Origin of the sequence: Paenibacillus helianthi, from assembly GCF_001909055.1 — a bacterium.
GTDB lineage: Bacteria > Bacillota > Bacilli > Paenibacillales > Paenibacillaceae > Paenibacillus_AQ > Paenibacillus_AQ helianthi.
Genome location: NZ_LVWI01000034.1, coordinates 121,284 through 147,811, shown reverse-complemented (window position 1 = coordinate 147,811; position 26,528 = coordinate 121,284). Strand labels below are relative to the sequence as shown.

Sequence of the window (26,528 nt, the reverse complement as noted above, 5' to 3'; positions counted from 1 at the left end):
AATACCTGTGAACAGACCCTTAAATAATTCTTAACTCCGGAGCACACAAAAAAAGCCAAAGCATCCCGAAGGCTTTGGCTTTTTTGCTTATATTCAGGAGCGGAACCGATATCCGGCGCCCCAAAGTGTTTCGATGTATAGCGGATTGGCAGAATCCTCTTCGATTTTCTCGCGGAGCTTGCGGATATGCACGGTTACCGTCTGGGTATCTCCGAGAGAGTCAACTCCCCATAGCCGCTCAAAGAGCTGATCCTTGCTGAATACATGATTGGGATGTAATGCAAGAAAGTAGAGCAGATCGAATTCCTTCGTGGTGAGCGACACCTCCTCATCCCGGACAAAAGCACGGCGGGAGTCCGGATTCAGTCTGAGCCCCCTGATTTCCAGCTCACTCGTGGATGATCCCCGGCCCTTGAGGCGGTCATATCGGGACAAATGGGCTTTTACTCTGGCAACCAGTTCAGCGGGTTTAAAGGGCTTGGTCATATAATCATCCGCTCCAAGACCCAGCCCGCGCACAATGTCGATATCCTCCCGTCTGGCGGTGACCATCAGGATAGGAATATCAAGCTCGCCGCGAATCCTTTTGCATACCTCGAAACCGTTCAGCTTGGGCAGCATGACATCCAGCACAATGAGCTCGAACTTCCCGCTAAGGCTGAGCTCCAGGCCTTGTTCTCCGTTTACGGCGATTTCGGTCTGATATCCATTCATCTCCAGATAATCCCGCTGAAGCTCGGCAATCGAAGGCTCATCTTCCACAATCAATATCGTCCGCTTCATTCTCCTGCGCCTCCTTCTTCGATCGGTAAAACAATGCGGATCTCCGTCCCTGCGCCTTCCTTACTGTCCGCATGAATCGTTCCCCCATGCTCCAGAATAATCTGTCTGGCGATGGCAAGGCCCAGTCCGCTGCCGCCGGTATTCGTATTCCTGGACTGTTCCGCCCGGTAAAACCGTTCAAAGATATGCCCGGCCGCTTCCGGGGGAATGCCCGGCCCATTATCACCAATGGCCAACGTAAAGTTCTTTCCCTCAACCAGAGTCTGCACCGTGATTCTTTTCTCAGGCTTATCCATATACTTTAGACTGTTCTGAATGATGTTGCCTAGCACACGCTTGAATGAGTCACGGTCTACCGATATCCGTGCCGCTTCCCCGCCGTTCATATCAATTTGCAGATCAACCTCCTGTTTCTCCAGCTCCACCTCTAGCTCCTCAGCCCAGTCCTTCAGGAAGGGCAGAATGGGTACAGATTCAAAAGAAAAGGGCAGCTTCTGCATATCCAGCTTCGAGTACAGAAACAATTCATCAATCAGATGATCCATTTCACCGGCCTTGGCGGCAATCGTACGCATGTATTTTTCATTTTTTTCCGGCGAATCCGCCACGCCTTCCAATATTCCGTCCACATAGCCTTTAATGGCAGTGATGGGTGTCTTTAAATCATGGGAGATATTCGTGATCAGCTCTTTGCGATTGGATTCATATTGCTGCTGCATGAGAAGTGATTGCTGAAGTCTTGATCTCATTTCTTCAAAAGCCATCCCAAGCTGACCCAGCTCATCCTTGCTGTCAATTTTCACCCTGAAGTCCAAATTCCCCTCAGTCACTAGCCCCGCCGCTTCGCGCAGTTCCAGTAAGGGACGGATAATCTTTCTGGACATATAGGTGGTCAACAGCGTATGCGTCAGCAGCAAGATGACTACGGTAGAAAGGAACAGAATCGGAAAAAAAGTCCTCACGAAGTGAACCAGAGGATCCGTTTTGTTGATCAGAAAAATACTTACGGGCTCTGATGCTTTCGATAATAAGTCAAATTGAGCGATTTGATACCAGTCATTATTATACTTCTTCCGAAAAGGTTCTTCATGAACCCCTGCATTCTTGAAAGCTGGCAGTTCATCCAACAACCCCTGTTCAAGCAGAAGACCCTTTGAAGCATACAGTGTCTTCTGGTCAGAGCGGATGAATAGTGAAGTGTTCTTCTTGAGCATATCCGCTGACAAATCGTCCAAAAAAGCGGTGTCCGTAAGCAAATCTGTATTTTGCATAAAGGTGTGCTTGATCAGATTGCGGGTATCCCTCTCTTCAATACCTTCAAATTTATTCTCATATGTGCTTTTCAGGCTTTGTACATCACCATGATAGACGATTGTCAGCAGCGAGGCCGTCAGGAGAAGCAGGAGCAGCGGAACGATCAGCATTGCCGCATAAGACAGCCGAAATTTCAAACGAATGGACATATCCGGTAATCACCCTGTCTCTTATAGTTCCAGAATGTACTTATCATACGACATTTCATGCAGCATACGAAAGTACGAGTCGGAAACCTATGCCGCCCGTTCCTTTTTTCTGCGCAACAGCCACCATGCCAGCAGCAGCACCACAACTCCGCATATAACATAGCTCACCGGATGTAAATACTGCTCTACAATGCTCCAGTTCCCTCCCAGCCGGTATCCGAGATATACAAGGGCGATGTTCCAGGGAATACAGCCAAGAAAAGTGAATACTACAAATTTCCAGGATTTCATGCCGGCAACCCCTGCAGGTAAAGAGATAAACGTCCTTATAAAAGGCAGCATCCGTGTGAAAAATACAGTTCCCTCCCCAAATCGCGCAAACCAGCGTTCCGCCTGTTCCAGATGATGTGCATTCAAAAGAATATATTTACCGTACTTATCGAGCAGCCTCCTGCCCCCGACTCTGCCGACATAATAGGCAAGGATTGACCCGATGAGATTCCCAACGACTCCGGCAACAACAACTTCTGCAAACGATAGTGATCCCTGGGCAACCAGAAAACCGCCGCTGAGCATAATCACCTCACTGGGAATGGGAATGCAGGCGCTCTCCAGGATCATTCCGATCCAAATTCCCCAGATTCCCATTGTATCCACAAGGTGGAGCGCCGTTTCAGATATTGAGGCCAGCAGTTGCTGCATTGTTTCCCCTCCGTTTCATTTAGAAAATAGTATTCAATATAAAGCTGATTGCGACCCCCAGCACCAATCCGGCCAACACTTCAAGCGGTTGATGGCCGAGAAGCTCCTTGAGTTGTACTCCTGGCGTCTCATCTTTCGTGATCTGCGAAAGATTATTGCTTATCCGATTTAAAAGAGCAGCATGCATCCCTGCATGACGGCGGACACCCGCGGCATCATACATTGTGATCGCGCATACGACCGAGGCAATGGCAAACAGAGAAGAATCAAAACCGTTAATAATCCCTACAGACGCTGCCAGAGATGCCGCCGCTGCAGAATGCGAGCTTGGCATTCCTCCTGTACTAAAAGCCAGAGCCGAATTCCAGGTTCCGTTACGAAAAAGGTTCAAGGGGACCTTGATAACCTGGGCCAGGATCATAGAGATTAAGGCGGATACAAGGGGGAAATTATAGATCGTATTCGTATGCAATGTCGGTAAACCTCCTGTTATCAACTGGGTCCGCTTAATCGAAGTGTAATGCCTATGTATAAACTGGTCATGAAACAAATCTTAAGCGTTTATTAACTTATTCATAACGGAAAATCCACCCTATGCTAAGAAGTATCTGTTATAGTGGAACAAAAAAATAAAGGGAGTTCAACCATGCTGAAGTTTAATGTACCCAAATGGTTATACTGCATATGTATTATTGGTATCGTACTGCTGATGATCCCCAAGTTTTCTTTTAATGATCCAGATACCTTCTGGCATATAGAGGTTGGCCGTTACATGATTGATCACGGACAAATTCTGCACTATGCAATCCATACTTTTTACGGAGACAAGCTGCCTTATGTGCCGCATGAATTCGGATTTCAAATTCTGGTAGCCCCGCTTTATTCAGCGTTTGGCTGGCCGGGGGTATACCTCTTGACTGCAGTTTGTTTGTTCTTTCTAGTGCTTGGACTATACCGGCTTGGCAAAGTATCGCGTAAAGAGCTAGGGCTTCAGGAAGAGCATGTTCTCTTGCTTCCATTTGCATTACTGATCTCCATCTGGATTTATTACAATTATTTTAAGGGCCGTCCGCAAATGATCTCTTCATTTATGATCGTCTGGTTTTTCGTTTATTTAAGGGAATACCAGCTGAAAGCCAAAGGGAAGTATGCCACTGCCATGATCATCCTTTCATGGATGACGGCCAATTTTCATGCGGGAGTATGGCTTGTTATTGCTGTATTTACAGGGATGGCGCTGTTTGAATCCTTACTAGATCAAACGATAAATTTGTCGTATTGGGCTGGACGGCCTTTGAGCGCTCTATGTATGGTTTTTCTGAATACCTTCCCGAAATTGTTGCTTATGATCATCCGGATTATGTGATTGTAAGCAATGGAATCTCTCGAAAGCTTTTCGAAGGATGGGTGAACCAATTTGGACAGCCTGTTTATAAAGGAGAAAATGGCAGTGTATTCGATTTCACAAAAACCACTGCCGGATCTGCTCAGTGAGGGTAGATCAATGTCCGAATATGTCAATAAGAACCTGATGTGAAAATTCTCATCATACTCTAATAAAAGGCGGAAAACCCTTACGACCACAGTTATCCATCAACGCTTAGCAATTTATGTTAAATTCAAGTGTGATAATGTTGGTTCAGGTGATCACCCAAACACAACAATGGGAGGTAACAGATGAACACAACTTACAAAAAAAACCGTTTCCGCAACTTTGGTATTGGAGTCAGCTTAGGTATAGCTTTACTTTCTGCCGGTACGGGCTTTTTGGATAACACGAATACAGCCTATGCTGCCACTGCTGCAACTACTGCAACTACTGCAGATCAAGTCATCTCAACTGGCCTGAAATATCAGGGGGTTCCTTATCAATTCGGTGCCAAAACAGGAAGAACCGATGCTTTCGACTGCTCCTCTTTTACACAGTTTGCCTTTAAACAAAATGGGATATCCATTCCCCGCTCTTCCAGACAGCAGTCCACAGTCGGAACATTCGTACCAAGAGATCAGCTCCAGCCTGGAGATCTGGTTTTCTTCTATTCCCCTATTCATCATGTTGCCATTTATATGGGCGATGGAAAATTGCTACACACGTTCGGAAAAGGGGGAGTTACAATTACTCCACTGAATACAGGCTGGTGGAATTCCCACTATAGAACAGCACGCCGGGTTTTGCCTTCGAATGGACAAACCGTTGTGAGCCCTGTTACGGACAGCAGCTTAGCAGCAGCTCTACCAGCCGCCCCTGCTTCAACACCTAATGTTCATCCTTCCTTCGATGATGAAGGCGGGCCGAACGATAATTAATAGTACAACAAACAAGCCGTTTCTGAACCTCAGAGACGGCTTGTTTGTTTAGCGAATAACAATTCTATCCGAATACCTGTCTCTTGCAGTCAAGTATTCCGGATGGATAGAGCCGTCGGTAGTTTCACTATAACCTCAGTTCCTGCACCCTCGTGGCTCTCAATCCGGATTTCCCCATGATGCTCTTCCACTATTGATTTTGCAATGGGCAGCCCAAGGCCGGTTCCGCCCGTCTTTCTGTGACGTGAGCTGTCGATACGGTAAAAGCGTTCAAACACATGCTTTACCTCCCCTTGGGGGATCCCGATTCCGTAATCTTTAATAATGAATTGAACATATTCCTCTTGCTTGGTTAGATGTAATTCCACCGGGGCTGTGCTGTATTTCAAGGCATTGTCCAGTAAAATAATCAGCAGTTGTTTTATTTTACTGTGATCCGCTTGTATAACATTGTCCTTCTCCTTAGAATGTAGAATGATTTTCCTCGTGCTTAACTGGCTGAAGTGGGCGATCACCAGTTTACAGGTTTGTATCAGATTCACAGACTCTGGTGTAAATTGTCCGCCTTGCTGCGAGGAAGCCAGATTAAGCAACTGCTGTGTCATTATTCGCATGCGTTTGGTTTCCTCATATATGGACTTCACAGCTTCCTCTTGCACCTTCTTATCATGAGCTCCCCAGCGTCTCAGCATGTTCGAGTACCCCTCTATGATCATCAGGGTCGTATTGAGCTCATGGGAGGCATCGGAGACAAACTGCTGCTGATTCCAGAAGCTCTCCTCCAGCCTTTCCATCATCCGGTTAAACGTCTCTGTCATTTCATAGAGCTCATCACGGTTTTTCCCCTTGTAGGAAATCTTCATGAAGGCGAGGCTGCGTTCAATCTCCCTCATCGTTCTTATGCTGCTTGTAATCGGCCGGACAACGGTGCGCGAAAGCATGCTTCCACCCAGCATACAGAGCAGGACAGCTCCGAAGGTGGTTGAGGTCAGGATCGTCACAAGGATTTTAAGATTAGTCTCCAAATCATCCATTTTCTCTGCAATCTCAAAGCCTCCCATGTCTCCGCTCACGGTCTCCACTGGAATATAGACCATGAGTATCCGTTCGTCATCCTTTTGTAAAAGCTTGGTGCCTTTAGTTCTGTTATCGGTAACTGGTACCTCGTTCAAATCAAAATCTGCGCCGTTCGTAATCGTACGGACAGAACCAGGGATGGATATTCGAATGAGCGTATCTTCCGTTAGTGACTTGTATAGCAGAACATCTTGAGCCTCCGTGCTCATCGATTCCCCCTGTTCGATAACGGGCTCCCATTTGCTCAGGAGCATTTCACCCGCATTTTGGGTGGCACTCTTGATAAAAAGCGAATACACAGCAATATCCACGCATAATAAAATGCCGATAAGCAAAAGTGAGGTCAATAAGGTGATTTTCGTTCTAAGCTTCACCCCTCTTCCTCCTTGATGCAATAACCGATGCCGCGTATGGTTTTGATTAGCTTGTTCTTAAAGCCTGAATCGATTTTCTTTCTAACATAAAGAATATACACATCCACTACATTGGTATCTCCGACAAAGTCAAAACCCCAAACATGATTAATGATTTGTTCCCGGTTCAGTACATGGTTCTTGTTCTCTGTCAAAAAAACCAATAGGTCGAACTCTTTAGGGGTGAGCTCAATCTTTTGTCCTTCACGGACCACATCTCTTGTCTGTTTGTTGATCATCAGATTATCGATTTGGAGAAGATTAGACTCTTCTGCTGGATTCGGCAGGTTGCCGTGAAGCCTGATGTTTGCTCTAATTCTGGCCAGCAGCTCCTCTATTTCAAACGGCTTGGTAATATAATCATTTGCTCCCTGATCTAACCCTGTTACTTTCTCAGAAGTGGTATTTCGGGCGGTTACCATAATGACCGGAGTGTATGCATCCACTTTCCGTAGTCTTCTCAAAACTTCCACACCATTAAGTTCCGGAAGCATGATATCCAGGATGATGAGATTCCAGGCTTGTCCGAGCGCTTTATCCAACCCCTCCCTGCCGGTTTTGGCAACCTCAACATGGTAACCCTCATGAGTCAGCTCCAGTTCCAAGAGCCGGGAGATTTTTGCTTCATCATCTATAACCAGTATAGACTGCTCCACATTCATTTCTCCTTTTCCGCTGCGCTAAACCTAAAAAATGGACAGGAACTATCCACTTGGGAGTAGTATCCTGTCCAATATTATTTATTATTCATCAGCGGTTTCTGTATCTTCCGCTTGATTGCTGTCCGAATCCGAAGCGTCGGCTTTCTCTACTTTTACGATTTTCCCGGTTACCGCATCTACCTTCACCTCAGTGACTTCCTTCTTGTTGTTCGTAATTTCCACACTGTAGACAATAGCACCATTTTCGTCTTCAAGCTCTGTCTGGTTTACCGTTCCCTTCACCTGTTCGAGCGCAAGAGCATTACTTTTCTCTTTTGAAATTTCAGCCTGCTTCTCCAAGCCAGCTTCTTCCTTAGCGTCAGCTACCTCACCGTCTCCATCGGATGCCTCCTGATCATTAAGTTAAAGTCTTATTAGAGACACATTAGAAATCAGTTAGTATCCATTTTTAAGATTTATTTAAGAGATCATTAATAATTTCAGATTATAATTTTAAAATAAAAATAGAAAAGCGAGGATGAGAACCTTAATGAACTATCAGTTATTTCAAATCATAAATCACTTTGCTGGGAAATGGGATCTTATTGATGATTTAATGGAGTTTTTTGCACAGGATATTATATGGCTAATGATCGCTATGATCGGTGTTTTATGGTTCACTCATAAGGAACAACAGCAGCAGTCGGCATTCTATGCTCTTTTGTCCGCAGTAGTTGCTCTAGGAATAGCAACTGTATGGATATCTCCTGATGTCAATCAACCTCGTCCATTTGTACTCCATGTTGTACACCAGTTGATCCCACACAATGCGGATGCTTCATTTCCAAGCGATCATTCCACGCTCGCTTTTTCGCTTGCGTTCAGTCTCTTGTTCACAAACCGGAAATGGGGAACTGTAGCCTTGGTACTGGCATGCTTAACTGGATTTGCTCGTGTGTATGTGGGAGTACACTACCCCGGAGATATTGCAGGCTCAGCAGCACTCGCTGCATTAATCAGCTTTTTGGTGTATACAATGCGCGCCCGCTTGAATCCTGTTCCAAACCTGTTAATCCGAATTTACAACAAAATCATTTCTTCTCTACCTATAGTATCCCGTAAATAAACGGCGAAAAACAAACGGCATGACTCCTGGATTGGACCCATGCCGTTTTTCAATTATGAATTGGATTGATGTTAACTATCCTTTTCCCTTCTTCGTTTTGTCACCTCATTAATCCGGCAATGGATTCTCTTTGAATAACGTCGTGATATATTTTTAAATAATTGTCAGTCATCTTCTTATTTGTGAAACGCTGAAGTACATACTTCCTCAACACGTTCGGGGATGGATATTTCTTCTCTCTAACTTTTAGTGCCATCTCCCTGACGTTGTCACAGATCAGATTTGGAAAACCCGATAGCACTTCCGGCACAGCACCCCTTCTGAACGCCAGCACCGGTGTGCCGCAGGCCATACTTTCTACCATGACAAGTCCGAATGGTTCGTCCCATAGGATCGGGAATAGTACGCATTCCGCATGTTTGATCAGCCGTTGCTTCACTTTCCCTCCTACGGGTCCAATATAATGAATATGAGGATTTTTCTGAATGAGCGGCTTTACCTCTCTCTGAAAAAACTGAGGAGCTTTAACGGGTCCGGCGATAATCAGCGTTTTCCCGGTCTTTTTAGCAACTTCAATGGCTTGCAGAATCCCCTTGTTGCGAATGATTCTGCCTATAAACAACAAGTATGAATGTTTCACTGCGCTAAATTCATATTCATTCGTATTTATCCCATTATAAACGCAGGTGCCTCTGTTATTCCCCATCTTTTGGCGGGCACGTTTACTTACATATACAGGGTATTTGACTCGCCGCTTGACCGGAATATGCACGGTACATACGGTTGGAATCTTTGGATTAGTTACGCCAAGTGCGGAACGGAATGTATGATCATGGATAATGTCAGTACTGTCGGGTAATTTATTCAGTACATATCTTGCCAGGTTCTCGTGCCGAAGCCCCTTGGGATAGGTGATGAGCTTTGCCTTGCTCCTGCTTCCCAAAGCTGCAAATAAAAAGACTCTATGTCCTCGTCTAACCAGTTCTTCCGTCAGCTCATACACAATTTTCTCAGTCCCCCCTTTAATGGACGGTACGGGCTGAGCCTTTGGGTAGTTCGAAATCACTTGTACAATTGTTAATTTTTTTCTTTTTGCAGGGATACTCAACTTTTTCATATAACCACGGTCCCTCCAACTCTTACTTTTTATCATATCTGGTTATCGAACAGAACATCGTTTTTTTCATAATATAGCTTGTCATTTAACTTATTCACAGGGTAAGACCAGAGATACAATAAGTTATGCCATAAAAACAAATAAGGAGTGGGCACAAACAGACATTAAACTTCGAGGAGCATGTTTCATACAACAGACCATGTACCTGTATTGAATATGTAAAATGACCGAATATTTCACTTGGGGAACCGATTCCTTGATCTCCAGAATCTTTGGCTTTTCTGACGGAGCTGGCGGCCCTTTTTCTCATATGTAGAAAAGAAAGAGGGAGAAGTGATTCGCCCTCTTTCATCCTTCTATTCCGTTTGTTCGCTTGCACCGCCAAAACCGGATTTTGGCAGTTCGGTTGCTTTTGTTTTAGTTCCCTTTGCTTTCAGGCTTTTTTCCTTAATGATTTTCCCCTCAGAGCTTTTCGCTTTGATTCCTTTGGACTCATGTTGCTTCATGTGCAATTTCTTTTCATGCTCTTTATGCATTTTTTCCTTATGAAGGTTCTCAGCATGGAGCTTCTTTTCATGTTTAACCTGGGTTTCACTAGGTGCTGCTTGTACCGCCGAGGCAACAGATAGCATGAGACATACCGACATAATCGTTACTGAAATTTTTTTCAATTGACATCCTCCTTAAAATGTTTTCCTCGAATGATAATATCTCCATAATGATTGTTTTTAGTGAAGTAAATTCATCCCATACTTATAAAATTTTCACTTTTGTATCGAATCCATGTAAAAACGGCTAGGCCGCGTGGTCTTCACCCGCTCCAGAGGAAAAAAAAAGTGGCTGGACATTCTGCAGAAGTCCACCCACTTGTATTTCATTTTTTAACAAAAATTCCTTACAGCGATGCAATTGGGTTACGGAGGAAGATCGGCAACGGACCGGGAATCAAGGATTTCATCATGTCTGGCGTACGGGTAACCTGATGATCATCGTCGTTCCCTCTCCAATCGCACCGTCCACCTCAATACTCCCCTGATGCAGGGAGACCATTTTTTTAACGATCGCAAGTCCGAGACCGTTCCCATTGTTACTTGTGTTTCGCGACTTGTCTATTTTGTAAAATCTTTGGAATACGGCGGTGAACTCTTCCGGGGAAATCCCGATGCCATTATCGCTGATGGTGACAAGTACTTCTGCTGCACTGTTGACTATACTGATGCGGATCTTCCCGCCTTCAGGCGTGAACTTAATGCTGTTGCTGAGCAGATTCATCCATACTTGCTTCAGCTGATCTTCATCGGTTTGGCTTCATCATAGCGGTGAATGATCTCCTTACCCACTGCGATCATTTCGTTCTGTCCCTTATCACTGATTTGTTGCTGGAAAACATACAAGCCAATGAAAAAGGAACAGATTATAGTAGATCTAGCTTCCAATTCAGGATTAGAACTTTATTCAGCCTTTTGAATTCCGCTTATGCAGATAAACTCAAGTAAAGCTGAACAAGTTCACGTTAGATAATTATCTTTCACCTCAGTTATGTACTACTTACATTGCTTCTTCATCTATGTGTATAATGCACGTGTTATTATGTTCACCCCGTCAATGTGCTCGTCAGCAAAGATCAGATTCACGCCCATATCTATGATGTTATAAGCGGAGCATGGTCGCCCAAATGGCGCCCGTTCCAAAGATCTATGACCACTGACGTATTTAGCGACGGTTGAGGTGTAGCGCGTGTTCCTCACAGAACAACAGCCCCTCCACAGGTAAGTGGAAGGGGCTGTTGTTCTGGGGATAATACTATCAACCTTTAACTAAATATTGCGATGTTGCCCTTATTCATTTCTTCTGTTGAGCCAATAATTTCAACAGAACCGTCACCGCCTCAGCTCTTGTAGCAGAGTCTTGAGGAGCAAACGCATTCTCCCCTTTCCCTTGCACGATTTCCGCTTCCTTCACGAAATCCACGCTGGATTTCGCCCACGCTGGAATATCCTTATCGTCGGCGAAGCCCGTTACAGTCTTGAGTTCGGTAGTCACACCCAATGCTTTGGCGAGGATAACCGCCATCTCAGCACGGGTAATTTCTGCATTCGGACGGAAACCGCCATCCTCATACCCTGTAATGATGCCTGCTTGCACCGCCTGAGCAATTGCACTCTGCGCCCATGGTCCGATTGTTGCTGTATCCGTGAAGGTCAATCGCGCTCCTGCGCCTTGTGGCTTCAGCACATTCATCAGCATCACCGCGAATTCCGCACGCGTCACCGAATGGTTCGGCCGGAATGTTCCGTCCAGGTAACCCTTAACCATTCCCATGCTTAGCGCTTGCTGGATACTTGCTGCTGCCCAATGTCCAGCGACATCCCTCAGGGTAATTTCCGTAGGACTCTCCGTGACCGGAGCTCTCACTGGCAATCCCGTCACTTTATCCACACTGAGTACAGTATATTTTCCTACCCGATTAACCTCTACAATAATGTGGTTTCCTTCGATCTTGCCACCTACGACTTCAATCCAGGCTTTCTTCACTTCATCATAGTAGAATACCGCTGCTTGTTGGTTGCTTGTCACAAGGGCTGGATCAAACGCAATGTTCAATGTGACCGGTTTACTGAAGTCCTCCGCAAAGTTTTTCGTAATCTCGTACACGGGACTGAGCAGGATTTCTTTATTCGGGAAAAGCTTTTGTGGCTCCAGCACCTTTTCGATGGATACGATCAGTTCCTTGGCTGCTGCTCCGGCAGGAATCGAAATCTTGACCCCATCCTCTAAGCTAACCTCGCCCGCCTGGTTTACCGGAAGCGTTATTTTACCATTTGTGCTGGTAATGATGCTGTTGGTCGATGGTGTAACAGTATTACCCGTGCCCGTGTCGGTGATCACAGGCGCTGTGGCCGAGAATTCGGCGGTTACCACACCGGAATCCGCTGTATTCGTGGTGCTTGCTCCAGGTACGCTGAAGAAGTAGGCAGGCACTCCCGTTAAGGTAAAACCCGGCTTGGGCGTAATTGTGATCGTTGCCGTATACGCCGTGCCTGGGGCAAATACGGTTGTCGCTGGCGACCAGCTAACCGTGGCCGTATATTCTGGCGAGTAGGTCGCCGTTGTTACTGGAACGGCTCCGGTAACTGGCACAGTTACACCCGCTACCCTTGCTGCTGTGATAGGAATAGCTGTCACAGGGGGTTCCGTGTCGGGCACGGTTGCTGTTGCCGGGAATTCGGCGGTTACTACACCGGAATCTGCTGTATTCGTGGTGTTTGCGCCTGCGACGGTGAAGAAGTTGGCAGGCACTCCCGTTAACGTATAACCTGCCCTTGGCGTGACTGTGATCGTTGCCGTATACGCCGTGCCTGGGGCAAATACGGTTGCCGCTGGCGACCAGCTAACCGTCGCGGTATATTCTGGTGAGTAGGTCGCTGTTGTTACCGGCGTAGCCCCGGTTACCGGTAACGTTACACCCTCAATCCCTGCTGCCGTGATGGGAACGGCTGTCGCTGGTATTATTGCCGTCGCCGGGAATTGGGCGATTACTACACCGGAATCTGCTGTATTCGTCGTGATTGCTCCAGGTACGCTGAAGAAGTATTCAGGCACTCCGGTTAAGGTGTAACCCGGTTTGGGCGTGATTGTAATCGTTGCGGTATAGGCTGTTCCTCCAGCAAAGGTTGCCGCTGCCGGGGTCCAATCTATTGAGGCTGTATACTCTGCCGTCTCTGGCACAGTTGCGACTGGTGTTCCCCCTGCTACCGGCAACACCACTCCCGCTATCGCCGCTGTCGTGATAGGCACCGCTGCCGTCGCAGGGAATACGGCGGTCACAACGCCTGAATCCGCATCATTCGTTGTTGTCGCTCCCGCTACCTTGAAGAAGTTTTTAGCCACTCCGGCTAAGGTATAGCCCGGCTTGGGCATGAGGCTAATCGTTGCCGTATAGCTGGCTGCTGCCGCAAACTTCACGTCTGCCGGGGTCCAGGCTATCGCCGCAGTATACTCTGCCGTGTCCGCTATCGATGTTTTCGGCGCTGCACCGGCTACTGGCGGAATCACTCCATCAATCGCCGCCGTCGTGATAGGCACCGCTGATGTCGCAGGGAATACGGCGGTCACAACGCCCGAATCCGCTGCATTTGTCGTTGTCGCTCCCGCTACCTTGAAGAAGTCTTTTGCCACTCCGGCTAAAGTATAGCCCGGCTTGGGCGTGAGGGTAACTTTCGCTGTATAGCTTACTTCCCCGGCAAACTTCACATCTGCCGGGGTCCAGGCTATCGCCGCTGTATATTCTGTTGTGTCCGCTATCGATGTTTTCGGCGCTGCACCGGCTACCGGCGCTATCACTCCATCAATCGCCGACGTCGTGATAGGCACGGCTGCCGTCGCCGGGAATACCGCAGTCACAACGCCCGAATCCGCTGCATTTGTCGTTGTTGCTCCGGCTACCTTGAAGAAGTCTTTAGCCACTCCGGCTAAAGTATAACCCGGCTTGGGCGTGAGCGTAATCTTCGCAATGTACATCGTTGCTCCTGCAAACTTCACATCTGCCGGAGACCAGGCTATCGCCGCCGTATACTCTGGAGCGGGTGCTAGAGCTGTAACCGGTGCTCCCCCTGCTACTGGCACTGTAACTCCCGCTATCGTTGCGGTTGAGATAGGCACCGCTGCCGTCGCCGGGAATACGGCGGTCACAATGCCTGAATCCGCTGCATTTGTCGTTGTTGCTCCGGCTACCTTGAAGAAATCTTTAGTCACTCCCGCTAAGGTGTACCCCAGCTTGGGTGTGAGGCTGATTTTCGCGGTATAGATTTCTGCCCCTGCAAACTTCGCATCAGCCGGGGTCCAATCTATCGCCGCTGTATACTCTGTTGTGTCCGCTAGTACCGCAACCGGAGCTTCTCCGGCTACCGGCACGGTCACTCCCGCTATCGCTGCGGTTGAGATAGGCACGGCTGCCGTCGCCGGGAATACGGCGGTCACAACACCTGAATCCGCTGCATTTGTCGTTGTCGCTCCCGCTACCTTGAAGAAGTCCTTTGCTACTCCCGTTAAGGTGTACCCCTGTTTGGGCGTCAGGCTAATCGTTGCCGTATAGCTGGCTGCTCCAGCAAATTTCGCAGCTGCCGGAGACCAGGCTATCGCCGCCGTATACTCTAGAGCGGGTGCTAGAGCCGCAACTGGAGCTTCCCCTGCTACTGGCGCTATCACTCCATCAATCGCCGCCGTCGTGATAGGCGCTGCTGCCGTCGCCGGGAATACGGCAGTCACAACGCCCGAATCCGCTGCATTTGTCGTTGTTGCTCCGGCTACAGTGAAGAAATTCGCTGGTACTCCCTTTAAGGTATACCCTGCTTTTGGAGTAATTGTAACCGTCGCCGTATAACTGACTGCTCCGGCAAAGGTCACATCTGACGGGTTCCAAGCTATTGCCGCTGTGTACTCTGGTGTGTCCGCTATTGCCGCAACTGGCGTTGCCCCTGTTACCGGCACTGTCACTCTATCAATTGCTGCTGATTGGATAGTTACAATCTTGATATCCTGAGCACTTACGCTCCGCGTTTGTTCAGCGGAGGCCGGTTGAGCACTTCCCTTGACTCGAACATAAATCTTATCGCCTACTCCGACTACAATGTTGTCCACACTTGTATCCACTATCGGCGTGTACGAGCCTGTGTTGACTTTATACTCCATCCCACTTGCTACGCCGGTTAACTTCGTTGTTCCAGCATTCGCTCCTGGTGTCAAAGCAATAAACGCCCATAATTGAGGATATTGACCTGAAAGCATATACCAATCTCTGCTGAAATCCCAATCACTAAATGTGGCTGGATCTTGCATTTCTGCGGTTGTTTTACCCGTACCTTTCCCGGTATCTGTCTGTCCTGTGGTGTTGATATCGTAGAAGTTACTTCCGCTTAGGTTTGAACTGTAACCAACCAAGCCACCCATTAGATAATTTCTAGTTCCACTCACATTTCCTGTGGCGTAACTATTGATAATGGTTCCATCGTTTCTACCAACCAGTCCACCTGTTATTCCAGCTCCAGTAACACTTCCTGTGGCATAACTGTTGCTGATGCTTCCGCTGCTATTATTATTACCAACCAGTCCACCTATTGTTCCAGCTCCAGCAACACTTACCAACGCGTAGCTGTTGCTGATGGTTCCGTAGTTTTCATTAACTAAACCGCCTGAATTAATTCCATTCACGATTCTTCCGGTGACGTAAGTGTTGCTGATGGTTCCGTAGTTTACAGATAACAAGCCACCCGATGCCAATGGGTTAGTTCCTTTCACCTCAATATCTTCCAGAATCATATTGGTAATATTCCCTGAAGACCTTCCAAACAATCCGACATCAGTAACAATAACAGGTTGATCAATTTTCAGATTTGTGATCTTATATCCATTACCGTCCATGTTCCCACGAAACGTAAACCCGCCGGAGCTATTAGCAGTATAAATTTCCACTCCTATCGGCATCCAATTTGCATAACTACTCAAATCAATATCAGCTATCAATTTAAAATATAGACCTGGGTCTAAATGATTTCTAACCTCATTCAGCTGATCCGCCGTTGCGATCTGATAAGGATCGCTTGCTGAACCATCTCCTCCAGCGAAACTCCCCGCAGCATGAGCCGTCCCCCCGCTAGGTACAATAACTCCTGAGATTCCACCCCATACCATTAACAACACCAGGAAAATCGACAATCCTTTTTGATACACCCTATCCATCGCATTCTCTCCTCCAACGCTTCTCAACTTCATATATTTCTCACAAATACTTCCGTTCTCCAAGCTCCACTGTGTCATTATTCATTGCGTTCTTCCCACTATAAGCCTTTCTATGCAAAAAAGTACCTCCCCATTTGGGGAGGTACGGGCAAAAAATATAGGATAATTAATCCATTATACTCAATTCTTTGGCACGCTGCAGCGCTTGTATCCGATTGTTCGCCTCAAGCTTTCTGTACACATTCCGAATATGGAACTTTACGGTTTCACCTGTGATGTTAAGATCTGACGCGATCTGCTTATTCGTCAATCCGCCCGCAATCAATAATAGGACCTTCGTTTCCTGATCGGTCAGTAATTCTTTACGAGGCTGTTCAGCGGGTAAGACGACCTGGCTCGTGACCTGTATAACCTGGAGCAGTTGCTGTACATAACCAAGAGAAACAAGGGTGGCGTCTCGCAAGTGACTGACTTGCAGCCTCTTCGCATAAACCGCCAGCAGTTCAGCCATCGCAGGGCCTTCATCTATAAAACTGCGGATATACCCCTCCGGCTCTGCCAAATGCAGGGCTGTCTCTAACTGAAGCAACGCTTCCTCCAATTGACCAGAGCGTTGAAGTACCATACTGCGCAGAATGAGGACCTGAATCCGATCCCGCAGACGGTCTTCCTTATCCAACATGCGAATTAACTGTTCCAGCAGGTACAGTGCATCCTCCATCCGTTCACAAGCAGCCAGTATTCTGGCAAAAGCAAGATACTCTGAGACCCGGTTCAGCGAAACCTCATCCGTATGGGCCATACCGCATCTATGCAGCCAAGCCTCAGCATCTTGCACCGAGCCTTGCCGTAGGGACAGACAAGCCTGTTCCGCTTCGATTCTGTACATAAATAATTCGTTATCCGGAGAGTTAATCTGCGATTTCAACTCGGTTAACAGCGCTGTGGCCCGTTTCGGATTCCCAGTGGCTTGCTGGATTCTTGAAGCACTAATGGATATTTGGATCAAAATCCGCGCAAAAGGCAACATATCCTGGCGCCCAAGCACCATAGCAGCAACCCGCTCCGCCTCTTCCAGCCGGTTCCACTCATACAATAACTTGCTGTAGGAGGCACATAAGAAGCCGAGAAAAGGGTATTCCTGCTTGCTCTGCCACAGTGTAATCCATCTCAACAGAAAAGCATCCGCTGCCTGAAGATCGCTGATATGTGAGAGCAGATTGTCGAATGAATCATAGCCCTGGTATCTGTTGCGGCCCACCGTTTGAAAGAAACTTCCCTCCGGCATATACTGTTCAACCAACCCGAAATAGGCTGACGTTTGTTCCAAGTCTTTTTGAAGATAAGCGGTGATCGCATGGAAAAAGTAGATATTGCCCATGGCCTGCTTCCATTCCACCTCAGCCAGTTTTCCCTCCAAAGCTTGGAACCGGATGGTAGCTTGTTTCACTCTGAGGAATGCTGCTGTCCATTCTCCAACGCCCAATAAGACGGATATCACAAACAATTCGATCATCGGCTTCTCTGCAAAGGAGTTTTCTGGTAACACGGAGACCCAGCGGATCAATACCACACTTTTTGTCTGTACTAGCATATGTAAATTTTTCTCAATTAACCGGACGGCATCCTGAAACTGTTGTCCCTCTAAATAATGCTCTACCGCTTCTTCGTCAAATCCCAGATGCTCCAGCCCGTTTGCTGCGCGGATATGCACCTGCACCCATCGGTCCGGGTCCATTCGGAACAATTGCTGCTGCAGAAAATCAGAGAGCAAATGATGATACCGGTACCATTTCCTATGATCATCCAAAGGGACAATGAATAGATTCATTTGCTCCAGTCTTTCCAATTGTGCCTGAGCATCCAGTTGACCGCTTACCGCCCCGCATAATGAAGCGTTCATACGGTTTAAAATCGAAGTATCCAATAAAAAGTCACGTGTCTGCTGCGGCAGATGTTCAAATACCTCTTGCAGCAAATAATCAGAAATATGATGCTGATGACCGCTGAATTGCTGAAGGGTATCCGCAATATTCTCACTTTGTTTCAAAGAAAGAGCTGCCAGCTGTAAGCCGCTGATCCAGCCTTCCGTCTGCTGGAACAGCATCTTCACTTGCTCCGGGGATAAGCCTAAATCCGTTGTTTCGCGAAAAAAGATAAGTCCCTCGTCCAATTGAAAACGCAAATCCTGCATTTGAATCTGATGTAATTCACCTTTGGCCAGAAGCCTCGCGGTCGGTATGGACAGATCTGTACGGCTGGCAATATAGAGATGAATATGAGGTGGTAAATGCTCTAGCAGATAGATCATGGACCGATGGATAGCTGGAAGTTCAATCACATGATAATCATCGAGAATAATAACCAGATCGTGGGGATAGCCGTTCAATTCATTCAGCAGTTCTATGATTGCAGGCTCAGAAGACGTTGATGGCCCTATCTCAAGCAGGGATTGAACCCCCAAGCCAAACCCCGGCTCTCTCTCCTGAATGGAGGCGTTGAAATAACTCCAGAACTGAATCCAATCATTATCCTGCGGGTCCAGCGACACCCAGGCCACAACGCTGCGGCATTGTTTGACCCATTCACTTAACGCTGTGGTTTTCCCATATCCAGCCTGCGCGGAAACCAGTGTCAATTTGGCCGTTCTTCCTTCATTCAGCTTATGAATCAGCCTCGGCCGGGATACCAGAGATTTACGCACATGGGGGATATGAAGTTTTGTGCTCACCAACAATAAATATCCCTCCGTAATATGTATAGTAAATTGAATTTGTACAAGTAATGCTGATATTTGCTATGCGTTAGCGCTGTCTCTCCAATCTCATTATTATACCAGACACGATACTATTAAAATATGGAAAAGACTCTCCGAAGCAAAAAGGAACCGTGTAAAAACACGGTTCCCCCAACATGCAAAGTCTATTATTGAACCCCTTTTTTCTTCATATCCTCCAAATGGCGCTGGTACATGACTTTTTCGGCCTTCTCCGCACCCACCTTATCCATCTGTCCGATGAAATCGTTGTAGGTGTTGTCGAATTCAGCATCTATCTCCGAAAGGATCAGCTTGGGAATCGTTTTATTCCAGAGATCTTTCACTTTTCCGTTAATGACTCCTTCAGGTGTGGATCCGTCAGGCTCCAGGTTGTCCATGCCCAGGGAGTAGCTGTCGAAGTTATACTTCTCGAGCAATTTGGCTGCGGCAAATTGTTCCGGCTGCTGTTCCTGGAAGTCACGGGCAGATGCATCGTCCCATACTTTACCAGCCCGCATCAAAAGTGTCGAATCATTGAATCCGTACTGAGCGTTAAAGGCGTTGTTGTCCTTCAGCGACAAATCCATGATCTCCTGCTTGTATTTCGGCAGTCCGTCAACCATGTCATACGTCTCGCCTTCCTTGCCGTAGCGCGCACATGGAATTCAATTATTTATCTGGCAGCCATTGCAGGGATTGACCCCTATGTGCCTCAACTCCACCCCATCGTAACACCGGCTCTCCAAATAGTAAATTGTTCTAACTGTTCATTTTCATGATAACGGCTTAACTCTCTTTCTGAAAATCCACTGTACACAAATGCCAATTGAGATCATCAGGAGTAGTACGAAAAGAATAAAGCCTACAAAAGGGATATTAACGAACGCAGTTAAGATAGCTGCACCAACCAGTACTTTCATCCAATCTGACATTTGCCCAGCCCCATGAAACAGCTCACCGATCCGGAAACTAACTACTGTCGATCCAAATGCCAGGGCAATCACCATCACCAGCAGGAGCAGAATAATAACCGGGATGCCAATTACGGTGACCAGCAGCAGTGCACTTAACGCTGCGAGGATCAAAGTGCCCAAGAATCCGATTACCAGCAATCGTCTGACGGAGGATAGAGGGTATCGATCTGTAAATGCGGCTATTTTTTGTTTACCGGCCAACCTGAGCAAGATAGGGATCAAGACCATCAGCAGACTGGCGGCGAGCTGCAGCACCCACAAACCCAGTGCAATCCCCCCTCCGATCAACAGGCTGTTTTGAGTGGAGGTATCCAGTGAAATGTTATAGATATCATCTCCCAGCACCGCTCCCTGATCCTGCTTGACCAGACCGCCTATCACTACAACCAGCCCTTTAATGTCAGCAGTACTGCCCAGATGGAGATCTCCGTTCACGACAACCGTCACACCCGTCACTTGGCCAAAAATCTCGGCATTGCCCCCGACGACGTACACATCATCTACGGTTTGCCCTACAGGTACGGATATATTCTGATGCTCAAAGATCCCCCTTGCAGACGCCATACCGGGAATAAGGAGCATGAGGAGCGCAAAACAACATAACGTATAAAGAGTCCTTCTCAAGTTTTTCATCCCTTTCAACTGGTTGACGTTTGAAGCAGGCGCCGCAGTGAGTATACAGAAGCCGTAATGATAAGTAAGGACAGTAGAACCGTCAATCCGGATAAGACAGGCACGCCCGACAGGAGATGCGACCCCATATATACCAAGGCGATCATTAATTTCAAGAATCCATGCAGCACTTTTGCGAATATAGCACCGGCGGCGAACCAGAGAATAACAAGGGAAACGAAAGCTGCAAGCGGAACTAAAAGCCAGCCCTTTTCTGCTGTTGCCCGTTCCTTTTTGTCTGAGAGCGCCTGTAATACCCGTATTTCCAGATCCTCCGGTTCTTGAATCCTCCCGAATGCATGGATGACGGTACTCTGTACCGATAATAATTCTTCCAACAGGACCTGACAGGACTCGCAGCTTTCCAGATGGGATTCGACCTGTTGTCTCTCCTCTACAGTTAATTCACCATCCATGTAAGCTGACAGCTGATCCTCCAAATGGTAGGTCATTCCTGGTCCTCCTTTGCTAATTCTTTACGCAATGACATCCGTGCCGTGAATAATCTGGACTTAACCGTCCCGATGGGAACATTCAGCAGCTTGGCGATTTCTTCATACTGGTAACCTTGTACATCATGTAACAGGATGACCTCCCGGTGATCAACGGACAGCCTGGCCAAGCTCTCCTCTACAGACAACTTGGCAAGCGGGTCGGATACGCTTGAATCTGCTATACACTCATCGGGCTCATCTCTGAAGTCCTGCTCTTTATTTCTCTTTTTCAGCCGATCCTTGCACAGGTTAGATACAATGGTCATCATCCACGATGAGAACGCATATTCATTATCCAAGCCGGACAAGGAATAAAAAGCTTTGACAAATGCCTCCTGGGAGACATCCTCAGCATCCATCCGACTGTTTAACATCCCTACCGCATAACGATAAACATGACCCTTGTAACGGCGGACAAGCTCAGCGAAAGCTTCCTGATTCCCGTCCTTGGCTCCGTGGATAATATGATAAAGCTCAGCATCTACCACTTATGTTCAACTCCTACCGGAACGGCAGCTTTGTCACTATCATGCCATAACTGAATTCGATTCGTAAATCATTCCCTTCCCCTCAGGCGGCAAACCTTTTATTCGCGGGAAGCATCCTGAGGATCTCAAGCAGCAGTACGTTCAGACTGATCCAGACGCCGCCGAATACATAGCCAGCGACCACGTCACTGGGAAATTGTACTTGAAGATAGATCCGGCTGACTCCAATCAGGAGACAGATAAATATTATTGCTGCAACTACCAGTACCCGAACGAGTCCATTCTTATAATGCCGGAGGATTAAGAACGCAGAAAACCCGCATACCGTGATGGAGGTCAAGGTCTCTTCACTGGGGAAGGTATTAAAGAGTTGGAATCCGGCGGCAACAGGACCCGGACGGTGAAAAAGCAGACGCAAGCCATCGTCAAGCCATTCCCCGCCAATGACGACCCAGAACAGAAAAGAAAGTTCCAGCAGCTTGTCGCTGGCACCCACAACGATCCAGACAGCGGCGGCGGCAATCAAAGGACCGTACAGATAGATCGAGCCGAGCTGGGTGAGATGATTCATGAGATTGTGCCAATCCGGCCCAAAAAGAGATCGTACGATGTAAGTGGCAACCTCATCAAATTGATTAAATTCATGGGCCAGGAAGTCCTGAATCAAGCCCAGCATCAAGGAAACAAACAGGACAAGGGCTGCAAACGCAGACAGCACCAGGAATCTGACTTTGCCCAGCGAGTGAAAATGATGTATGCCCTTAGTAAGCAGAACGATAGAACCTGCCAGCATTCGTTGTCTGTATTTCTTCAGAACATAAATCATCACGGTCAGCAAAGCTGAAGCTATCGCAAAAATGATCATATAGCGATTTACACTTTGGTGATAAATTTCCCATTTGGGTCCCAGGACTCTACCGAGTGAAATGAATAGGCAGACCCAAAAAATGGCTCCTGAGTAGGCATATATCGCATATTTTCGGAAGGGCATACGGGTTGCACCACAGAAGTATCCTGTAATATGTCTGACTCCGGGTATGAAATAGGCAAAAAACAGCAGCTTGTCGCCATATTTCTCAAACCACACATTCATTCTTGCCAGCTGTTCTTCCCCCAAATGAACACGATGTCCATACTTGCGCAGGAAAGGCTGACCCAGCTTATAGCCGATCCAGTAAGAAAGTGTAACGCCGGCAGTTACACCGGCACTCGCTGAGATCATACTAAGCACTAAATTCAGTTTTCCTTCATACACGAACAACCCCGTATAGCTCATCATCATTTCACCCGGAAGAGGCAAGGCAAGCATTTCAAGAAACAAGGCCATAAAAATCAGGCCATATCCATACTGCTCAAGCCATGTAGTTATGCCCATTGAAACCCCTCCTCTTCTTTATAGTGTTTACGTACAGCTATAGAATTACACTATTTCTCCATTCAGGGAGTGACCGGCATTCTTGGCCGCTTTGCCCTGCATCCATTCATAGATAATCGGGATGACCACATAGCTGTTGAGTGTGGAGGTAACCATCCCGCCGATCACCACAATACCCAGCACCTGTGAAATGACGGTATCGGCGCTATGGGATAAGGCAAGGGGAATCAAGGTAAGCACTGTAGTGCCTGCTGTCATCATAATCGGCCGTACCCGTGACAGGCTTCCCTGAACAACCGAGTCCCGGAGACTCATTCCCTCTTTACGGTTGCGTTCAATTTTATCAATGAGAACTATTCCATTGGTCACTACGATACCGGTAAGCATCAATATCCCAATCAATGCGGCAAGATTCCATTGACCATGGACCCCGTACAAGGCGATCACCACACCGGATAAAGCCAGAGGAATGCTGATCAATACGGCAAAGGGTGCTTTCCAGCCCTTGAAGACAAAGCTGGTAATCAGCAGAACGAGAAGTATGGATACAACTACTGCTATAGCCATTTCGAGAATCATCTGCTTGACTTGCTGGGTAATGCCCCCCAGGGAGTAGGTCACCCCGTCCGGAAGCTGCAGCTCCTTCAAAGTCTGATTTACGGTACCTGACACTTTACTCATGTCACTGGAAATGATCTGCGCACTCACCACAGCGAAAGGCTGACCGTCTCGTTCCTGAATGGACGACACCGCATCGCTTTTCTGAATGGAGGCCAATTGATCAAGCCGGTACGTTTGACCGCCCCTGCCGGTAAAGGTCTCCGCAGACAGAGAAGCCAGCACCTCTTCCGGTGTATAGACGGGCAATGTCTTATCATTGACAGATTTCGTTTGAACAGGATCGATGTATACGTCAACCGGAATGATACCTGTTCCTGTTGATGTCATAATATCAAAATCCTTCCCCTTGGTCGTGTACCGTTTCAGCAGGTTGTTCATATCAGCCTCTTTAATGCCTGCCTGCTGCACTTTTTCCCGATCCATAACGATGGCGAACTTGGGAATGCCATTGGTCATATCCGTTTTACCGGAAACGCTTAGTCCCTGGATATCGACCAGTTTGGTTCGGACCTGATCAGCGGCCTTCTCCAGGGTTTGCTCATCTGCGCCCATCAGCATGATTTTGATCGTCGAATCATCGCCTGCGATGTTCTGGTTGGTTACCGTAATAGCAGCCAGTTCAGACAGGCTGGATAAATCCGATTGTAAAGCAGGTATGAACGTATCGACCGCCTTTACGTTTTTTAATTGGATGGAAAGATTGGCTATGTTGGGCTGCTGAATAAATCCGCCGCCTTGGTCAAATACATCGTCCGCCTGCGGCGTGAACGAAGAACCGAAGGTAGCTGAATAAGAGGCGATCCCGGCGTTGTTATGGAGAACATCTTCCACCTTTTTGACTTCCTTATCCACCTCCGAAAGCGGCGTTCCTTTCGGCAGCTCCACTTTGACCGCTACCTGACCGCTGGCCGTGCTTGGCAGCAGGCTGAACGGAAGCCGTGCAGCGAACAGCCCGGCGACGACAAAGAGGAGAAGTGAGAGGCTGATGACTGTTTTTTTGTGCTTCAATGCGGACATAAGAAATGGCTTCATCAAGGGTTCGAGCGTGACCGCCTGGGTCTTCGGCTCTCTCCAGCCGATAAAGGCGAAGGACGGAATGACCAGCATAGCAACCAGGAACGATACCCCTAGCGCGATGACTACGGACCAGGCAAAGCCTGAATAGGAAGCGCCGATGATGCCGCCAACCAAGGCAATCGGAACATAGACGGCAACGGTAGTCGCCGTAGAAGCGAATATGGCCGGCAGCATTTCTACTACTGCAGAAGCCAAGATATGAAGTACAGGCTTGTCTTTATTTTCCTGTACGCGGCGGTAGATGTTATCCAGAATCACAATCGCATCGTCCACAATCCGTCCCATAGCCACAATCAGGCCGGAAACCGTCAAGATGTTGAGCGTAACGCCCATCCATTTGAGCACAGCCACCGTAGCCAGCAGCGAAATAGGAAGCGATACGGCAATCAGAAGAGTAGACCGCACATTACGGAAAAAGAACAGCACACAGAGCATGGAGAACAGGCAGCCCAGTAGACCCTCGCGAATTAGCCCCTTTAGGGAGTTGTTCAAGTCATGCGCACGGTCCGTCAGCAAATTCATCGATACATCACCGTTTTTCACAGCGGAAATTCCGGAGACACGATCTCTCACATGCTTGGCCACATCCGTGATGGTTGCCGTAGGTGTCTTGATGACATTAATAAGCACACTGGCTTTCCCATTGGTCCGTGAGACGGTTTTGACATCGGTCAGCGACTGGGATACTGATGCAACAGCCGATAAGGGGACGCTGTCCCCATCTTTATTTTTAATCGCCAGGCCGTTCAACTGCTGTTCCGTGAGATCCCAGCCTTCTACTCGAATGGGAAAGGAAGCTTTGACATTGGCAATGTTGCCTTGCAGGGTGGGGAGATCCAGTAGAATAGATTTGTTAAAATCGTCCACAGACATGCCGTTAGCCACCAGATCCTTCATCCGAAGCGCAACGACGTATCCTTTATTCGCCCCGCCGACTGTCTGCACATCCGCCACTCCGGGAACGGATTTCAACTGGTTAACAATATCCGTTTGCAGGGAGGATTGCAGGGTCAGATCATCGACTTGGCCACTCGCAGCTGTCAGGCTGTAGCTCAGAATCGGGAAGGTACTGGAGGTCAAGCGGGTAACCACCGGCTTGTTAACGCCGTCCGGCAAGGCTGCATCATTCAACGCTTGTTTTAGCGCATTCTCCGCTTGTTCCATATTGTAATCCATCGGGTAATACAGATTCATCAAGAGCCCGCCATCGTACGAGGTGGTCTCCAGATTGGTAAGTCCATTCGTCTTGCGGATGGCTTCCTCCAGAGGGGTTGTGATATCGCGTCTGACTTGATCTGCCTGGTAGGAGGATGCCCGCAGGGATACCATTAACGTGGTGTTATTGATGCCGGGGAGATAATCTCTTTGCATTTGATAGGCGGATACCGCTCCCCAAGCCAAGATGAGCAGGACGCAAACCAGAATAATCGTCGCGCGCTGCATAACAGATTCTATGATACGTTTCATTATAAGTCTCCTCTCAGGTCTATATAGAGAAAAGACTATGAAATAGGCAGAATTGTTCATTCAATAAAAAATAAATTTACAGCGCGGATGCACCTTGTCCCAGTACATCAGATTACTGTACAGATGCAGTGTCCCTCTCCCTTCCTGAGAGTACAACGCAAAATCCGCTGCACCGCTGAAATTTCGGGATTTATCCGAAAATCTGTATTCGAAGGGATATCCCTTAGACGTCAAC

At 47.6% G+C, this 26,528-nt stretch carries 19 protein-coding genes and 2 pseudogenes; 3 read left to right on the top strand and 18 right to left on the bottom strand.

Going from position 1 to position 26,528, the window contains the following annotated elements:
* Window positions 1–93: 93 nt before the first annotated feature.
* The 4 genes from A3844_RS10260 to A3844_RS10245 form a co-directional block, all read right to left on the bottom strand.
* Window positions 94–783: a response regulator transcription factor gene (locus A3844_RS10260; RefSeq protein ID WP_074083972.1), complete on the bottom strand. Its 690-nt coding sequence runs from the start codon at window positions 781–783 to the stop codon at window positions 94–96.
* Window positions 780–2,246 (bottom strand): sensor histidine kinase, encoded by a 1,467-nt coding sequence (locus A3844_RS10255; RefSeq protein WP_074083971.1) that lies wholly within the window; start codon window positions 2,244–2,246, stop codon window positions 780–782. The genes A3844_RS10260 and A3844_RS10255 overlap by 4 nt, the downstream gene beginning before the upstream one ends.
* An 87-nt stretch (window positions 2,247–2,333) precedes the next feature.
* Window positions 2,334–2,948, bottom strand: a complete 615-nt coding sequence (locus A3844_RS10250) for a DedA family protein (protein WP_074107340.1) — start codon at window positions 2,946–2,948, stop codon at window positions 2,334–2,336.
* Between the two features lie 19 nt (window positions 2,949–2,967).
* Window positions 2,968–3,420 (bottom strand): divergent PAP2 family protein, encoded by a 453-nt coding sequence (locus tag A3844_RS10245; protein ID WP_244169744.1) that lies wholly within the window; start codon window positions 3,418–3,420, stop codon window positions 2,968–2,970.
* A 174-nt stretch (window positions 3,421–3,594) separates the two neighbouring features.
* Between A3844_RS10245 and A3844_RS10240 the strand changes: the two genes are divergently transcribed.
* The gene (locus A3844_RS10240; protein ID WP_074100307.1) at window positions 3,595–4,314 is read left to right on the top strand and encodes a hypothetical protein; all 720 of its coding nucleotides are present in this window, start codon (window positions 3,595–3,597) and stop codon (window positions 4,312–4,314) included.
* 311 nt (window positions 4,315–4,625) lie between these two features.
* Window positions 4,626–5,123, top strand: a pseudogene (locus A3844_RS10235) (C40 family peptidase); the annotation flags it as partial.
* Between the two features lie 221 nt (window positions 5,124–5,344).
* Here A3844_RS10235 and A3844_RS10230 read toward each other — a convergent pair.
* From A3844_RS10230 to A3844_RS10220, 3 genes are all read right to left on the bottom strand, one after another.
* Window positions 5,345–6,706, bottom strand: coding sequence for a HAMP domain-containing sensor histidine kinase (locus A3844_RS10230; protein ID WP_074107339.1), 1,362 nt, complete (start codon window positions 6,704–6,706; stop codon window positions 5,345–5,347).
* Complete coding sequence (locus A3844_RS10225; protein ID WP_074100305.1) at window positions 6,703–7,407, bottom strand: response regulator transcription factor; 705 nt, start codon at window positions 7,405–7,407, stop codon at window positions 6,703–6,705. Before A3844_RS10225 ends, A3844_RS10230 begins: the two co-directional genes overlap by 4 nt.
* A gap of 81 nt (window positions 7,408–7,488) precedes the next feature.
* Window positions 7,489–7,746, bottom strand: coding sequence for a PepSY domain-containing protein (locus A3844_RS10220; RefSeq protein WP_074107338.1), 258 nt, complete (start codon window positions 7,744–7,746; stop codon window positions 7,489–7,491).
* A gap of 190 nt (window positions 7,747–7,936) precedes the next feature.
* Here A3844_RS10220 and A3844_RS10215 point away from each other — a divergent pair, with 190 nt between their 5' ends.
* On the top strand, window positions 7,937–8,512 hold the full coding sequence (locus A3844_RS10215) for an undecaprenyl-diphosphatase (RefSeq protein WP_074083964.1): 576 nt from the start codon (window positions 7,937–7,939) through the stop codon (window positions 8,510–8,512).
* 100 nt (window positions 8,513–8,612) lie between these two features.
* On the opposite strand, the gene A3844_RS10210 is transcribed toward A3844_RS10215, so the two are convergent.
* From A3844_RS10210 to A3844_RS10160, 11 genes and pseudogenes are all read right to left on the bottom strand, one after another.
* Window positions 8,613–9,629, bottom strand: coding sequence for a glycosyltransferase family 4 protein (locus A3844_RS10210; protein ID WP_074103857.1), 1,017 nt, complete (start codon window positions 9,627–9,629; stop codon window positions 8,613–8,615).
* 356 nt (window positions 9,630–9,985) lie between these two features.
* On the bottom strand, window positions 9,986–10,300 hold the full coding sequence (locus A3844_RS10205) for a hypothetical protein (protein ID WP_074083962.1): 315 nt from the start codon (window positions 10,298–10,300) through the stop codon (window positions 9,986–9,988).
* A gap of 286 nt (window positions 10,301–10,586) precedes the next feature.
* A pseudogene (locus A3844_RS10200) lies at window positions 10,587–10,919 on the bottom strand (sensor histidine kinase); the annotation flags it as partial.
* Between the two features lie 552 nt (window positions 10,920–11,471).
* Complete coding sequence (locus tag A3844_RS10195) at window positions 11,472–16,367, bottom strand: S-layer homology domain-containing protein (RefSeq protein WP_074107337.1); 4,896 nt, start codon at window positions 16,365–16,367, stop codon at window positions 11,472–11,474.
* Window positions 16,368–16,533: 166 nt separating this feature from the next.
* Window positions 16,534–19,098, bottom strand: a complete 2,565-nt coding sequence (locus A3844_RS10190; protein WP_244169746.1) for a winged helix-turn-helix domain-containing protein — start codon at window positions 19,096–19,098, stop codon at window positions 16,534–16,536.
* Window positions 19,099–19,292: 194 nt separating this feature from the next.
* On the bottom strand, window positions 19,293–19,748 hold the full coding sequence (locus A3844_RS10185; protein WP_074107335.1) for a hypothetical protein: 456 nt from the start codon (window positions 19,746–19,748) through the stop codon (window positions 19,293–19,295).
* Window positions 19,749–19,898: 150 nt separating this feature from the next.
* Entirely contained in the window at window positions 19,899–20,723 is an 825-nt protein-coding gene (locus tag A3844_RS10180) for a hypothetical protein (RefSeq protein ID WP_167374663.1), read from the bottom strand.
* Window positions 20,724–20,737: 14 nt separating this feature from the next.
* Window positions 20,738–21,223 carry an anti-sigma factor family protein gene (locus A3844_RS10175; protein WP_074083956.1) on the bottom strand — a complete coding sequence of 162 codons (486 nt, stop codon included), beginning with the start codon at window positions 21,221–21,223 and terminating at the stop codon, window positions 20,738–20,740.
* On the bottom strand, window positions 21,220–21,753 hold the full coding sequence (locus A3844_RS10170) for an RNA polymerase sigma factor (RefSeq protein ID WP_074083955.1): 534 nt from the start codon (window positions 21,751–21,753) through the stop codon (window positions 21,220–21,222). Before A3844_RS10170 ends, A3844_RS10175 begins: the two co-directional genes overlap by 4 nt.
* 82 nt (window positions 21,754–21,835) lie before the next feature.
* Window positions 21,836–23,128 (bottom strand): bifunctional DedA family/phosphatase PAP2 family protein, encoded by a 1,293-nt coding sequence (locus A3844_RS10165; RefSeq protein ID WP_074107333.1) that lies wholly within the window; start codon window positions 23,126–23,128, stop codon window positions 21,836–21,838.
* Between the two features lie 45 nt (window positions 23,129–23,173).
* Window positions 23,174–26,293: an efflux RND transporter permease subunit gene (locus A3844_RS10160; RefSeq protein WP_074107332.1), complete on the bottom strand. Its 3,120-nt coding sequence runs from the start codon at window positions 26,291–26,293 to the stop codon at window positions 23,174–23,176.
* Window positions 26,294–26,528: the final 235 nt, after the last annotated feature.